Source organism: Corticibacter populi, assembly GCF_004217315.1.
Classification (GTDB): domain Bacteria; phylum Pseudomonadota; class Gammaproteobacteria; order Burkholderiales; family Burkholderiaceae_C; genus Lampropedia; species Lampropedia populi.
In genome coordinates this window covers 192056-206409 of record NZ_SGWR01000002.1, presented here as the reverse complement: position 1 = coordinate 206409, position 14354 = coordinate 192056, and the positions used below count along the sequence as shown (strand labels likewise).

13 protein-coding genes are annotated in these 14354 nt (G+C 63.7%); 6 read left to right on the top strand and 7 right to left on the bottom strand.

All coding sequences use genetic code 11. The features are described 5' to 3' along the window. Window positions 1-14 precede the first annotated feature (14 nt). Window positions 15-302: a hypothetical protein gene (locus EV687_RS07120; protein ID WP_122230753.1), complete on the top strand. Its 288-nt coding sequence runs from the start codon at window positions 15-17 to the stop codon at window positions 300-302. 213 nt (window positions 303-515) lie between these two features. Next, window positions 516-1514, top strand: a complete 999-nt coding sequence (locus EV687_RS07115; protein WP_207226409.1) for a tripartite tricarboxylate transporter substrate-binding protein — start codon at window positions 516-518, stop codon at window positions 1512-1514. 141 nt (window positions 1515-1655) lie between these two features. On the opposite strand, the gene pdxY is transcribed toward EV687_RS07115, so the two are convergent. Both pdxY and EV687_RS07105 read right to left on the bottom strand, forming a co-directional pair. After that, on the bottom strand, window positions 1656-2516 hold the full coding sequence (gene pdxY / locus EV687_RS07110) for a pyridoxal kinase PdxY (RefSeq protein WP_122230751.1): 861 nt from the start codon (window positions 2514-2516) through the stop codon (window positions 1656-1658). 299 nt (window positions 2517-2815) lie between these two features. Beyond that, a complete protein-coding gene (locus EV687_RS07105) occupies window positions 2816-3511 on the bottom strand; it encodes a Bax inhibitor-1 family protein (protein ID WP_122230749.1) in 696 nt (231 codons plus the stop codon). Window positions 3512-3831: 320 nt separating this feature from the next. Here EV687_RS07105 and EV687_RS07100 point away from each other — a divergent pair, with 320 nt between their 5' ends. Further along, window positions 3832-4233, top strand: a complete 402-nt coding sequence (locus EV687_RS07100; protein ID WP_122230747.1) for a heme-binding protein — start codon at window positions 3832-3834, stop codon at window positions 4231-4233. Window positions 4234-4762: 529 nt separating this feature from the next. Here EV687_RS07100 and hemP read toward each other — a convergent pair. The 3 genes from hemP to olsF all read right to left on the bottom strand — a co-directional run bounded on the left by hemP (window position 4763) and on the right by olsF (window position 8118). Continuing rightward, a complete protein-coding gene (gene hemP / locus EV687_RS07095; protein ID WP_122230745.1) occupies window positions 4763-4942 on the bottom strand; it encodes a hemin uptake protein HemP in 180 nt (59 codons plus the stop codon). Window positions 4943-5203: 261 nt separating this feature from the next. Next, complete coding sequence (locus tag EV687_RS07090; RefSeq protein WP_423201080.1) at window positions 5204-5932, bottom strand: pseudouridine synthase; 729 nt, start codon at window positions 5930-5932, stop codon at window positions 5204-5206. A 446-nt stretch (window positions 5933-6378) separates the two neighbouring features. Then, the gene (gene olsF / locus EV687_RS07085; RefSeq protein ID WP_122230741.1) at window positions 6379-8118 is read right to left on the bottom strand and encodes a bifunctional ornithine lipid synthase OlsF; all 1740 of its coding nucleotides are present in this window, start codon (window positions 8116-8118) and stop codon (window positions 6379-6381) included. Between the two features lie 181 nt (window positions 8119-8299). Here olsF and EV687_RS07080 point away from each other — a divergent pair, with 181 nt between their 5' ends. Both EV687_RS07080 and EV687_RS07075 read left to right on the top strand, forming a co-directional pair. Continuing rightward, window positions 8300-8761, top strand: coding sequence for a MaoC family dehydratase (locus EV687_RS07080; protein ID WP_122231181.1), 462 nt, complete (start codon window positions 8300-8302; stop codon window positions 8759-8761). A gap of 199 nt (window positions 8762-8960) precedes the next feature. Next, the gene (locus EV687_RS07075) at window positions 8961-10652 is read left to right on the top strand and encodes an AMP-binding protein (RefSeq protein WP_122230739.1); all 1692 of its coding nucleotides are present in this window, start codon (window positions 8961-8963) and stop codon (window positions 10650-10652) included. Window positions 10653-10737: 85 nt separating this feature from the next. Here EV687_RS07075 and prfB read toward each other — a convergent pair. After that, window positions 10738-11842 (bottom strand): peptide chain release factor 2 gene (gene prfB / locus EV687_RS07070; protein WP_122230737.1). Its coding sequence is split into 2 segments (ribosomal slippage): window positions 10738-11760 and window positions 11762-11842, totalling 1104 coding nucleotides; the frame shifts between segments, so codons are not numbered across the junction. Between the two features lie 218 nt (window positions 11843-12060). Then, window positions 12061-12738: a ribose-5-phosphate isomerase RpiA gene (gene rpiA, locus EV687_RS07065; RefSeq protein ID WP_122231179.1), complete on the bottom strand. Its 678-nt coding sequence runs from the start codon at window positions 12736-12738 to the stop codon at window positions 12061-12063. Between the two features lie 213 nt (window positions 12739-12951). Between rpiA and EV687_RS07060 the strand changes: the two genes are divergently transcribed. Further along, the gene (locus tag EV687_RS07060; protein ID WP_122230735.1) at window positions 12952-14031 is read left to right on the top strand and encodes a quinone-dependent dihydroorotate dehydrogenase; all 1080 of its coding nucleotides are present in this window, start codon (window positions 12952-12954) and stop codon (window positions 14029-14031) included. Window positions 14032-14354 lie beyond the last annotated feature (323 nt).

The following is a 14354-nucleotide window of genomic DNA, read 5'->3' as shown; positions in this document are numbered from 1 at the left end:
CCACGTCCTACCACGTGCGCATTGCGCTGGCGCTCAAGGGCCTGGAGTACGACACCTGCCCATCAATCTGCGGTACCGTGAGCAGCGCGTGCCGCAATACCTGGCGCGCAATCCTCCTGGTGGCGTGCCGCTGCTGGCAGGCCGAAGGCTTGCAGGTGGTGGAGGTGCTGCTGCAGCGCCAGCATGCGCGAGGCGACGCCGGCCCCTATGCGTTCGGGGCCGGTACCACACAGGCCGATGACTGCCTGGTGCCGCAGGTCGCCAATGCGCTGCGAGCCGCAACCGGCCTTTGCGCAGGTTGACCCGCTGGCGCAGTCGGATGCGCCAGCGGGCGTCTGGCTCCAGGCCCTTTTGACCGCATGAGGGCACTTGCCCCGTTGCCGTTGGCCGACGCGTCGATGGCGCATGGCACGGATGCGACAGGAGAACCGTCGACATAGTGTTATCCACAATATCCGGACATGTCACTATTGCTTACCATCCGCGGTCTTTTACATACATCAATAGGGGGCTTCATGTCTCGTCGCATTTCCTTCTCCTGCCTGCTGCCCATCGGCGCCGCGGTCATGGCACTGGCTCAGCCTGCGCAGGCCCAGAACTTCCCGGGCACCAAGCCCATCACCATCATCGTGCCGTTCACCGCTGGTGGCCCGACCGACAAAGTGGCACGTGATTTCGCCGAAGCGTTGCGCAAGCAACTCGGTGGCGCATCGGTGGTGGTCGACAATGCCGCCGGTGCCGGAAGCTCGATCGGCACTGCCAAGGCCGCCCGCTCGGCACCGGACGGCCATACCCTGCTGCTCAACCACATCGGCATGTCCACCATGCCTTCGCTGTATCGCCGCTTGCCCTTCGACGTGCTCAATGATTTCGAGTACCTGGGCATCATCAACGACGTACCGATGACCCTGATCGGCCGCCCGACGCTGGAGGCCAATACCTATGCCGAGCTGTCGCAATGGATTGCCAGCCACAAGAATGGCGTCAACCTGGGCAATGCCGGCCTTGGTTCGGCCTCGCACCTGTGCGGCCTGATGTTCCAGGATGCCACCAAGATCAGCATGGTGCCCGTGCCTTATGGCGGCACGGCTCCGGCGATCGCCGACCTGATCGGCGGCCAGATCGACCTGCTGTGCGACCAGACCACCAACACCAGCTCGCACATCCAGAGCAAGAAGGTCAAGGCCTATGCCGTGACTACCACCGAGCGTTTGCCCGGGGAGCTCTTCCAGGAGTTGCCGACCCTGAGCGAGTCGGGCCTGACGGACTTCAACGTGACCATCTGGCATGGCCTGTACGCTCCCAAGGGTACGCCGCAGCAGGTGCTCGACACGCTCAATCAAGCCTTGCAGGAAGCCTTGAAGGACCCCGAATTCATTCAGCGCCAGACCACGCTGGGTGCAGTGGTGGCTACCGATGACCGCATCAAGCCCGCCGAGCACAAGGCCTTTGTGGCAGCCGAGATCGACAAGTGGGGCACGGTGATTCGTGCGGCTGGCCAGTTCGCGGATTGATGCTTGCCCGTGCGCGATACGCCTGGCTGGCGTATTCGTGACCGGCCCATGATGGAAAAAGCGGGTTGGGTGCCTTTTGGCACCCAACCCGCTTTTTTATGGTCCTTCTGCGCCCTTTGCGCTTGGCAGGGACGGGTCCCGTCAGGCCACAGCCTGGGCGTGAAAGCGGGTGGCTGGCGCGACGATTTGCTGCTGCTGCTCGACAAGCGGCAGGTCGCGATTGCCCGAGGCGGTGTGCTGCACCAGCTCGTACAGGCTGGATGTGGCCAGTTCCAGTGCGGTGGGCAGGGCTTGGCCCAGCAACAGGTGGCCCAGCAGAATGGCCGAGAAGGCATCGCCCATGCCGTTGGGAAGAGGCTTGCGGTCGATGATGGGGGTCTGCACGGCCCAGGCATCGCTGGCGGTCACGGCCAGCGCCACCAGGTTGCCCTCGGCAATGTCCGGTGTCACCAGGCTGGTGATGACGACGACCTTGCGGCTGTCGCCGATGTGCTGGCGGGCCACCTCTAGCGCCTGCGGAACCGAGTGCAGCGTGGTGCCCATGAGCTGTTCGAACTCGAACTGGTTGGGTGTCATGATGTCCGCTGCGCCGATGGTGTGGTTGCGGTGGTATTCGGGGATGCCGGGGCGCACGAAAACCCCGCGGCCGACATCGCCGAAGACCGGATCGCACAGGTAGAGTGCGGCCGGGTTGGCCTGCTTGATGCGCGCGGCAATGTCGAGAATGGCATCACCGATGCTGCTGTCGCCCATGTAGCCCGACAGAATGGCCGAGATGTGCGGCAGCACGCCACGGTCCTCCAGGCCGAGAAAGATCTCGCGCAGATGGTTGACATCAAACACCTGGCCACGAAAGGCGCCGTAGCCGGTGTGGTTGGAGAACTGCACGGTGTGCACCGGCAGCACTTCGATGCCCAGGCGCTGCAGCGGGAACACGGCGGCCGAGTTGCCGGCATGGCCGTAGGCCACATGGGATTGCACGGATAAAACGATGGGAGGCATGGATGGTGGTGGTCTGTGCTCGTTTCGAGGGGCTTGCGGCGGCTGGAGAGGCGTCAGGCGCGCGGAGTCTGTACGAAGCGCATTTGTGGCGCCGGGTCCGTGCGCATGGCGGCGCGAGCCGCTCGGGGCCGGGTAGCCAAGGGCTCCGGGGCGCCGAATCCGCAAATGTACGCGTGATTTCGCGGCTTGGGTAGGGCCTTGCCGTTAGATGGAGGCCAAACAAAAACCTCCCGACTTGCGGGAGGTTCTTGCCATGGGGATGGCCGATGGGGGAAGGCCTGTGCCTACTGACTGCGCGATCAGTCGTCGCCGCCAAAGATGCCCAGCAGCGCCAGCAGGTTCTGGAAGATGTTGAAAACGCTCAGGTACAAAGACAGCGTGGCGCTGATGTAGTTGGTCTCTCCGCCATCGACGATGCGCTTGAGGTCGTACAACAGCCAGAAGCTGAACAGCGCAATGGCAGCGGTGGACAGCGCAGCGGCAAAGGCCGTGGACTGGAAGAAGAAGTTCAGCAGGAACGAGACGAACAGCACCAGAGCACCGGCGAAGAGCCACTTGCCGGAACCGCTGAGGTCGCGCTTGATGACCGTGGAGAGCGTTGCCATCGTGGCAAACACCCCGGCCGTGCCAGCAAAGGCGGTCATCACCAGTTGTGCGCCGTTGCCGTAGCCCAGCACCCAGCCCAGCAGGCGCGAGAGCATCACACCCATGAAGAAGGTGAAGGCCAGCAGCAGGGCCACACCAGCGCCCGAATGCTTGTTCTTCTCGATGGCATAGATGAAGCCGAACGCGCCGGCCAGGAAAACGATCAGGCCAAGACCTCCGCTGAGACTGGCGCCCAGGCCCGTGCGCAGGCCCACGATGGCGCCCAGCACGGTGGGGATCATGGACAGAGCCAGCAGCAGGTAGGTATTGCGCAGCGTGCGATGGCGTACGGCCGACACCATGCCGTAGTCCAGGCTGCCTGGTGAGTGTGCGTCAACGCGATTGGTCATGAGACTGGTCCTTTGAGACGTTACAGAAGTGGCTTTATTCTAGTTGCGACTCTCCGGGCGTCCGATAATTCCGTGAGAACACAAGGTTTTTACCCGGATGGCGCTGTGTGGCAGGCCTTGGCGGTGCGCGTTGGCGTGCAAGCGATTACGATATGCGCCGTTCGATTCCGTTCGGGGGCTTGCCGAGTTCGTGGTTGCCAGCGGGTGCCTGGCACTCCCCCCCCGCGGGATCGTGTATCGCCGCCGTTGAACGGCACCGAAACCGGCCAACGGCACATTGAAGACCATTTGGAAGATCGTTTTGGATCAAAGGAGATGACATGAAGAACAGCCTGCAACTTGAACTCGCCGACATCAAGCGCATTGCCGCAGCGGCCGAAGCCGAAGCCCTGCAGAACCAGTGGGCCGTCACCATCGCCATTGCCGATGTCGGAGGACATCTGCTGTGGCTGCAGCGTCTGGATGGTGCGGCCCCGGTGTCGGCGCACATCGCCGCCTCCAAGGCGCGCACCGCGGCGGTGGGCCAGCGTGAAACCAAGGGCTATGAGGACATGATCAATGGCGGGCGTACCGCCTTCGTGACGGCGCCGACCATCGATGGACTGCTTGAAGGCGGCGTACCCATCGTCAAGGATGGTATCTTCCTCGGGGCCGTGGGCGTCAGTGGCGTCAAGTCGAATGAGGATGCACAGATCGCCAAGGCAGGCATTGCCGCACTTTGAGCGCCAGCCCCCTGCGGCAGCTTCGTCGTGCCCCCCTGTTTGGGGGATGGTCTTTAGCGAGCGGTCCAGGCCGCTTGTGAGCGGGCAGGCCAGGGAATGAGTGCAAAAGCAAAAGGCCGACAAAGTCGGCCTTTTTGCATGGGGAGGCGCTTGGAACTGCGGCATTGGACGCACAGATCGAAGCCATGTTCAAAAAATGCCTGGCTAATGGGATGCACGGAAGGAATCCGTGTATCCGTTGGCTGGCCAAAACGACCGGTTGAGCCTGGTAAAGACCAAGCCTAGGTCGCCCCACGATGAAACAATGAAACTGAAAACGGGGTGTGCGCTGACGGCTTTGCTAAGAGTGCGTTGGCGAACGGTCGGTGACATCGAAAAAAAGCGTGGCTACCGGGTATGCACCCCTGGCTGGCTAAAACGACCGGTGGAGACTGGTAAAGACCAGACTCTGGTCGCCCCACGATGAAACCGTTGCGTAAAACTATTCAATAACGATGGCAATGATTGGTGGCAGTGCGTACTCACTGACTCACTTGGTCAGAATGAGCTTGCCAAGCTTGGTGGCTTGCAGCCGGTAGAGCGCGCCGTTGTGTTCAATGGTGACCGACTTCTGGCCCCGCAACAATTCCAGGCTGGCAAGCGGCGTGGGCGCTGCCGATGCAGGGCTGTTCTGGTTGGGCTTTGTCAGGGTATTGAGGCTATTGTTCATGGCACGTATTCGACCGAAATCCAATGGCAAAACAGTATGGGACACATCCACCAGAGTCGTGCGGAATGGCATGTGCCCGATCGATTTATGTAATGATAATAATTCTTATTTTTTAGTCAAGCGGTTTTTTGTAATTTTTTTGATACAGGCCTGATCCGATGGGGATCGCCATCGGCGTGGCATGAAAAAACGCGGTTCGGACGTCGGGGATTGCGCCCTGTGACGGGCGGGCGGGGACCGGTGAGTGCCGCTGGCAGAATGTCAAAAGTGCTCATCGGGCGCCAGGTAGCGCCATTGGCCCTGGGGCAGTTGACCCAGCACGATCTGGCCGATACGCACGCGCTTGAGCGCGGTCACGCGCAGGCCTACCAGCTCGCACATGCGGCGGATCTGGCGCTTTTTCCCCTCCTGCAGGACAAAGCGCAGTTGCTCCGGGTTTTGCCAGTCGACCTGGGCCGGGCGGAGTGCGGCGCCGTCGAGCGACAGGCCATGCCGCAGCAGCGCGAGCCTGTCGGGGGGGAAGGCCGCGTCCACCTGGGTGCGAATGATGGCGCCATGGCTCTCCTCATATTCGACCCGCACCAGGTATTCCTTGTCGATGCTGCTGTTCGCACCGATGATCTGGCGCGCCACGCGGCCGTCCTGTGTCAACACCAGCAGTCCGGTGGAGTCGATGTCGAGGCGTCCGGCCGGGGCGAAGCCTCGCAATGACGTGGGCGGCTTGCGGTCCTTTTGAGGGTCCTGTCGCCAGCGGCTGGCCGGGGTGATGAGAGTCAGGGCCGGCTGATGGCCGTCTTCGGCCTGGCCGCTGACATAGCCGATCGGCTTGTGCAGCACGATGGTGGCTTGTTGGGCCTGCTTGTCCTGGGCTGCACGTTCGATGTGGATGCGGTCCGTGGACTCGACGCGCAGGCCGACTTCGGCTACATGTCCATTGACGCGCACCCAGCCGCGCTCGATCCAGTCATCGGCTTCGCGTCGTGAGCACAGTTGCAGCTCGGCGATCCGCTTGTTGAGGCGGATACCTTGCTGGGGACTGGTGGCATGCTGCGCGACGGCTGGCGAGGCCGTATGAGAGGCTCTGGCCGGTTCTGTTGGCCGAGGTGATGGTGCTGCCTGCGCGGCGGCGGTGCCTCGGGGGCTGGGAGGTGCCTGGTAGACATTGGCGCGGGGGCGGGGGGGCTGCCGGGGGGCACCCGCCGGCTCCTGCGTCCTTCTGGTGCCAGTGGGCTTGCGGGGGCCTGCTGAGGAGACGGCGTTCGGGTGTCGTGGGCGGGCCGCCCGGCTGGCGTCTTCGTCTTTCGCGGATGCCGCGCCGGGGCTCCGGGCAGCCAGGGAAAGTGTCGGGCGGGGTGGGGGGGCGGAGGAGGCCATGTGGCGAGGAGGGGGCGGCAAGGGGCAGGGTAATGGCCGCACTCTACCCCATTTGGCCGGAATCACTCGCCGAGGTAGCGCTTTTTGCGGCTTGCCTTGACCTTCTGCAGGTCCACGCTCACCAGACCATCGATGCAATGGGCGAAGGATGCATCGATGTTGAAGTCGACAAAGTGCACGCCGCCCGGCTCGCACAGCTCCGTGTATTGCTTGTAGAGCGGCGGAATCGACAGGCCCATGTTGGCCAGCGCGGTCTTGAGGGTCACGAGCCCGTCACGGTACTCCATGCGGCTCCAGTCAGGCACACCGGTGGCCGGGTCGGACTGATAGGGGGTGCGGGCCACAGCCCATGGCGTTGGTGCCGCGAAGTAGTTCCGATAGAAACTCACCAGCAGGTCGCGGGCGTGTGGGGGCAGGCGATTGCTGATGCTGACCGGCCCGAACATATAGCGGATCTCGGGGTATTTGTTCAGGTAGGCGCCAATACCGCGCCAGAGCAGGTCCAGGCCGTTCTGGCGCCAGTAGCGCGGCTGCACGAAGCTGCGTCCCAGTTCCACGCCCTGGGCCGTGTAGGCCTGGGCCTCGGGACGGTATTCGAACAGTGTGTGGCTGTAAAAGCCGGTCATCTGTTCGTCAACGCTGCGGGGCGCCGCGGCGGCTGCGTCATGGGTGGGGTTGGTGATGCGTCGCAGTCGGTAGGCACCGACGATTTCCAGCGCATCGTCGTCCCAGAGCACGATGTGGTCATAGACGCGGTCGAAGGCGTCGATGTCGCGCCGGCGCCCGGAGCCCTCGCCAACGGCGCGGAAGCTGATCTCGCGCAGGCGCCCGAGTTCGCGCATGATGGGTGAATCTTCCTGGTACTGGAAGAGGTGGATGCGCAGGCCGTCCTTGGTGGTGCCCAGCAGTTCGCATTGGCGCAGGGCGTGGCGCAGCGTTTGCCGGTCTTCCGGGTGTGCAATGCAGTCCATGCTGGACTTGAAACAGGCCGCGCTGTCGCCCTTGCCGACCTTGTATACGTGGCGCCTGAACAGTTTGGTGCGCAGCGGCGTGTCGTTGGGCAACTGGCGGTAGGTCTCGAATGCGATCGACTGGCCGATGTGCACGCGCACCGTGTTGTTGGTGTGCTTGAACATCTCGCGCACCAGCCACAGTGTGGAGATCGGCTTGGCGATCATCGAGAGGCCATAGAAGAACACCGAGTTGTGGGCGTCGATGCAGACCGGCAGGATCGGTGCCTGCGACTTGACGGCAAAGCGCAGAAAACCCTGCTGCCATTTGCCGTCACGCACGCCGCGAGGGCCGATGCGCGAGACTTCGCCGGCCGGAAAGATGATGAGGGCGCCCTCGGCCTGCAGGTGCTGCTCGATGGCGCGGATGTTGTCGCGGCGAGTGGCGTTGCCCATGTTGTCCACCGGCAGCAGCAGGCTGTGCAGCGGCTCCAGGTAGCTGAGCATGTCGTTGGCCACGACCTTCACGTCGCGGCGCACCTGGCCCACCATTTTCAGCAGTGCCAGGCCGTCGAGGCTGCCGATCGGATGGTTGGCGATGATGACGACCTTGCCCCAGGCCGGGATGCGTTCGCGCTCGCGGTCGCTGACGGTGATGCCGAAGCCGAAATGCTCCAGCACCTGCTCGACGAAGTCGAAGCCCTTGAGGTTGGGGTAGCGCTGCGCGAAACTCTGGAACTCCGATTCCTTGAAGATGAAGCGCAGCAAGGTAACCAGTGTCCCATAGGTCTTGGGACTGGATTTGGGCAAGCGCGGAAAGCGGTTGCGCACCACATTTTCGATGGAGAACATAGTGAGGACTCCGGAAGCCGGTGGCCTGATGCCGGCCGATTCTGCCTGCGTGCCGATGGGAGAACGATTGTCCGCCAGTGTTGCCTGGCCGCGTGACGTCTTCATGACATGACGCTCCCTTTGCGCCGGCTGTCGCAGGCCCGACAGCCGGTCCGTGCGCGGCACCGCTACATTCTATGGCATGAAAACCTTCCACAGTTATGCCGAGCTGGCGGCGCTCCAAGGCCAGGAAGTGTTGGTGACCGACTGGCTTGCCATCACCCAGCAGCAGATCAATTTGTTTGCCGAGGCCACCGGTGACCACCAGTGGATCCATGTCGATCCAGAGCGCGCCGCGCATGGCCCGTTCGGCGCCACGGTCGCGCATGGTTTCCTGACGCTGTCGCTGCTGGCCGGCCTGATGGACCGTTCGTTGACGATACAGGGCGTGAAGATGGGCCTCAACTATGGGCTCAACAAAGTGCGCTTCACGGCACCGGTGCCGGTGGGCAGCCGCTTGCGGGCGCGCCTGCGCCTGCTGGAGACGCAAGCGCTGGACGACCAGGGCCTGCAGATGGTCTGGCAGGTGACGATGGAGCGCGAGGGGCAGGAAAAACCGGTGTGCGTGGCTGAGACGATTTCGCGCGTGTATGGTGGAGCGTGAGGCTGGCATCTGCCGGCTGAGTCCTGTCCTGAAGAACTGATAATGGTAGGAACGTGCGTCGATACTGCCTGTTGGTATCGTTTATCAATACCTTCATGCTTCCTTTGATTGGCGTGGTGGATCGCAAGTAGTATCCGTCCATCGCATGCACCAGAATCATGCATGCCAGGAGCCGATACCCATGAACCGCACGTCAACCATGCCACACCCTGTACCCGAACCGGCCGAGGAGCGTCCCTGGCTGGCCGCTTATCCGGCCGGAGTGCCTGCCGACATCGACCCGAACGAGTACGATTCACTGGCCGAGCTGCTGGACGACGCTTTCGATCGCTACGGCAGTCGCACGGCCTTCAGCTTCATGGGGCAGGACTTCAGCTATGCCAGCATCGAACGCCTCAGCGGCCGGCTGGCGGCCTACCTGCAGTCCCTCGGCCTGCAAAAGGGCGAGCGTGTGGCCGTCATGCTGCCCAACATCATCCAGTACCCGATTGCCGCCGCGGCGGTGATGCGCGCCGGCCTGGTTCTGGTGAATGTCAATCCGCTCTATACGGTGCGCGAGCTGCAGCATCAGCTGCAGGATGCGGGCGCCAAGGCCATCGTGGTATTGGAGAACTTTGCCGACACCCTGCAGCAATGCATTGGCGAAACCGCCGTCGAGCACGTGGTGCTCGCCTCGGTTGGGGATCTGCTCGGCGTGCTGCGGGGCCCGCTCGTCAACTGGGTGCTGCGCCATCGCAGCAAGGCCGTGCCGGCATACGCATTGCCGGGTGCGGTGCGCTTCAATGAAGCCTTGCGGCGCGGCTTCAATCTGCCCTTGCTGACGCCGGCACTGGGCCATGCCGATCTGGCGCTGCTGCAGTACACCGGTGGCACCACCGGCATCAGCAAAGGGGCCATGCTCACGCATGGCAACGTGATCGCCAATGCATTGCAGTCGGAAGCCTGGAACAAGCCCGCCGTGCTGAGCATCCCGGAGGGCGAACAGGTCACCAGCGTGTGCGCCCTGCCGCTCTATCACATCTTCGGCTTCACGGTGGGCATGATGATGTCCATGCGCAATGGCGGCAAGGCCGTGCTGATTCCCAATCCGCGCGATCTCGATGCCACGCTCAAGGAATTGCGCCGCCACCGGGTCCACACCTTCCCGGCCGTCAACACGCTGTTCAATGCGTTGCTGCACCACCCGAAGTTCGACACCGTGGACTGGCGACATCTGCGCATCTCGGGCGGCGGGGGCACCGCGGTGCAGCAGGTGGTGGCGCAGCAGTGGCTGGCGCGCACTGGCTGCGCGATCTGCGAGGGCTACGGCCTGTCGGAGGCCAGCCCGTCGGTGACCTGCAACCCGGTCACCTCCCAGGCTTTCACCGGTACCATCGGTCTGCCGATGTCCAGCACCTGGGTGCGATGCGTGGACGATGACGGCCGTCCAGTGCCGACCGGCGAGCCGGGCGAGATTGCGATCAAGGGGCCGCAGTTGATGGCCGGCTATTGGCAGCGGCCGGAGGAGACGGCGGCGGTGATGACGGCTGATGGCTACTTCCGCACCGGCGACATCGGCGTGATGGACGAGCGCGGCTATTTCCGCATCGTCGACCGCAAGAAGGACATGGTGCTGGTCAGCGGCTTCAACGTCTATCCGAATGAGGTCGAGGACGTGATCGGCCACCTGTCGGGCGTGCGCGAATGCGCGGTGGTGGGCGTGCCGGACGAGGCGACCGGCGAGGCCATCAAGCTGGTGATCGTGAAGAAGGATGAGGCACTCGACGAGGCGGCCGTGCGTGCCCATGCGAAGAACCACCTGACGGGCTACAAGCGGCCCAAGTTCATTGAGTTCCGCAGCGAACTGCCGAAGAACACCGTCGGCAAGATCCTGCGGCGTGAGCTGCGGTGATGCCTGCCGCCGGATCGGGGGATTAGCTTGCTGCGGCCCCGCTCGTCCAGAGGCAAGGGCGGCGCCGCACCGGGGCGCACGGCCGTTACACGCCTTGCTTCAGTGAGGCTTCGATGAACGGGTCCAGATCGCCGTCGAGCACCTTTTGCGTGTTGGATATCTCCACGTTGGTGCGCAAATCCTTGATGCGGCTGTTGTCCAGCACGTAGCTGCGGATCTGGTGGCCCCAGCCGACGTCGGTCTTGGTATCTTCCAGTGCTTGCTGGCTTTCCTGGCGCTTGCGCATCTCGAAGTCGTACAGCTTGGAGCGCAGCCGCTGCCAGGCCACGTCGCGGTTGCTGTGCTGGCTGCGACCATCCTGGCACTGCACGACGATGCCGGTGGGGATGTGCGTCAGGCGCACGGCCGAATCGGTCTTGTTGATGTGCTGGCCGCCGGCGCCGCTGGCACGGTAGGTGTCGGTGCGTACGTCGGACGGGTTGATGTTGATCTCGATGGAGTCGTCGATCTCCGGGTAGACGAACAGCGAGGCAAAGCTGGTGTGGCGCCCGCCGGACGAGTCGAACGGGCTCTTGCGCACCAGGCGGTGCACGCCGGTCTCGGTGCGCAGCAGGCCGTAGGCATACTCGCCCTCGACCTTGATGGTGGCACTCTTGATGCCGGCCACGTCGCCCGGGGTTTCGTCCTCGATGGTGGTCTTGAAGCCTTTGCGCTCGGCGTACTTCAGGTATTGGCGCAGCAGCATGCTGGCCCAGTCGTTGGCCTCGGTGCCGCCGGCGCCGGCCTGGATGTCGATGAAGCAGTTGAGCGGATCGGCCTCCTGGTTGAACATGCGGCGGAACTCCAGGTCCTCCACATCGGGCTTGAGTTCGTTCACCGAGGCCTCGATGGCTTCGAGGCTGCTGTCGTCCCCTTCCTCCCTGGCCATCTCGAAGAGCTCGGCATTGTCGGCCAACTCCTGCGCCAGGCGTTCGAGCGTGAGCACCACGCCATCGAGCAGTTTCTTTTCCTTGCCCAATTCCTGGGCCTTCTTCGGGTCGTTCCAGACCGTCGGGTCTTCGAGTGAGGCGTTGACGGTTCTCAGGCGTTCGAATTTGGCATCGAAGTCAAAGATACCTCCGTAGGTCCTGGCTGCGCGCGCTCAGGTCCTTCAGGTTGGCTTCGATCTGGTTCAGGCGTTCTGCTTCCATGGTGTTTCTCGCAAATTCTGGGCCTTGACACGCAGGGTGCCAGGCGGGGGGTGATGGGGTGTTCGCTCCGTTCGAGCAGGTCGCACAGCTCGCGCGTGCGGCCGAGGGGCGCTATTTTCGCATGCCGCGCAAGACGGAACCAGCGGAAGGTCTTGCCCGCCCTTGCACGCCCAACCTGCGATGAACCAGACGGGGACAGGCAAGGATGAAGGCAGGGGTCAGCTGAAATGCAGCGTGGCGACGCCGTCCGGGCCGCCCAGCAGGCACACGCTGGCCTTGTTGCGGGCAAAAATGCCCACGGTGACGACGCCGGGCCAGGCCGAGATTTCCAGTTCCAGACGCAGTGGCTCGTCGATATGCAGGCCGGTGACATCGAGGATGTGCTGGCCGTTGTCGGTGCGCAGCGGCTGGCCGTCAGCCTGGCGCCGCAGGCGCGCCTGAGCGCCCATGGCGGCGAAACGGCGGGCCAACTGGGCGGCGGCCATCGGGATGACCTCGACTGGCAGCGGAAAGCTGCCGAGGACCTCGACCTGCTTGCTGATGTCGGCGATGCAGACGAACTGGCGGGCCAGATCGGCGACGATCTTCTCGCGCGTGAGCGCCGCGCCACCCCCTTTGATCATGCAGCCGCTGGCGTCGATCTCGTCGGCGCCATCGATGTAGACGTCCAGGCCATCGACCTCCTCGGCGGCCAGCACCGCCACGCCGATTTTCCGCAGCAGGGCGCTGGTGGCCTCGGAACTGGAGACCGCGCCGCGCAGCGGGATGGCGGCCTGCCCGAGGGCCTCGATGAGCTTGTTGACGGTCGAGCCGGTGCCGACCCCGAGAATGCTGTCGGGCTGGATGTAGTCGAGGGCAGCCTGGCCGACGCGCTGTTTGAGGGTGTTGGGATCCATGGTGTTGGCGGGTTTGTGCGGTTCCGAGAACATGAAGCCTGCTGTTCGCAGCCGAATGGTCATCTCCAGTGGTCCTGGCTGCTTTATGATTCCAAGTTGCACTGGCAGCCTGCCTGTGGCGCGTGGCGAGGCTGTGCGCTGTTTTTCGGGGCGGTGGGGCTCATGGGTGAAAAACGCCATGGACCAGCCGTTCCCAATACACGGATTATCGCCATGTCCTTGAATCTCTATCCCTTGATCCGTCCTTTTTTGTTCGCACTGGATGCCGAGAACGCCCACGATCTGATGCTGGACTGGCTCAAGCGCTCCCAGTCCAGCCGCTGGCTGCAGAAGCTCTATGCCCAGCCACGCATCGACGACCCCATCGAACTGGCCGGCCTGCGTTTTGCCAACCGGGTCGGACTGGCGGCGGGGCTCGACAAGAATGCGCGCTGCATCGACGGGCTGGCGGCCATGGGTTTTGGCTTCGTGGAGGTGGGCACGGTGACGCCGCTGGCGCAGCCGGGCAATCCCAAGCCGCGCATGTTCCGCATCCGCGAGGCCAATGCCGTGATCAACCGGATGGGCTTCAACAACCAGGGCCTGGAGACCTTTGTGCGCAATGTGCGCAGGTCGCGGGTGCGCAATGATCCGCAGCATCCGTTGCAACTGGGGCTGAACATCGGCAAGAATGCCGCTACGCCGATGGAACGGGCGGCCGAGGACTACCTCGCCGGCCTGCGCGGCGTGTATCCGTTTGCCGACTATGTCACCGTCAACATCAGCTCGCCCAACACCAAGAACCTGCGCGACCTGCAGTCGGATACCGCGCTCGATGCGCTGTTGGGGGCGCTGGTGCAAGAGCGCGAGGAACTCAAGCGCGAGCATCCGCACAAGCCGCTGTTCCTGAAGATCGCGCCGGACCTCGATGCCACCGAGATCGGCCTGATCGCTGCCACTTTGCAGCGCCATGGCGTCGATGGCGTGATTGCCACCAACACCACTGTGGACCACAGCGCCGTGGAGGCCTTCGCGCATGGCAAGGAGCAGGGCGGCGTCAGTGGCTCGCCGGTGCGCAAGTCCAGCAAGCATGTGATCCGCCGCCTGCGCAAGGAGCTTGGACCGGGCTTCCCTATCATTGGTGTCGGCGGCATTCTGGACGCCGAGGATGCGGTCGAGAAACTCGAGGCTGGTGCCGACCTGGTGCAGCTCTACAGTGGGCTGATCTTCCAGGGGCCGGCGCTGGTGCCGCAGGTGGCGGCCGCACTCAAGGACCATGCGGCGCAGGTGCGTCTGGCCGAGACCGAGGTGTGATCAAGGCAGTGGCTGACCGGCCTTCGCTTGGGCAGCATGTGCGCTGCGCACGCGTGCGGTAGCCGGACATGAAAAAGGCCTGGCAGATGATGCCAGGCCTTTGTGCGTCAGTTGAAACGCGCCAATTGGCGCGCGCCAGCCGAAGAATGGCGCTTTATGCTCCTCCGGGGCTGGGCATTGGCGCACCACGGCGCTCGTGGCGCAGTTCTTCACCTTCACCACCGTCACCACGACCGCCACGTCGATTGCCGCCGCCGCGTCGCTCGCCCCTGTCATGCGCTCCTGCGCCCGTGGCTGCATTCCCGGCTCCGTCCAGGGCCTCG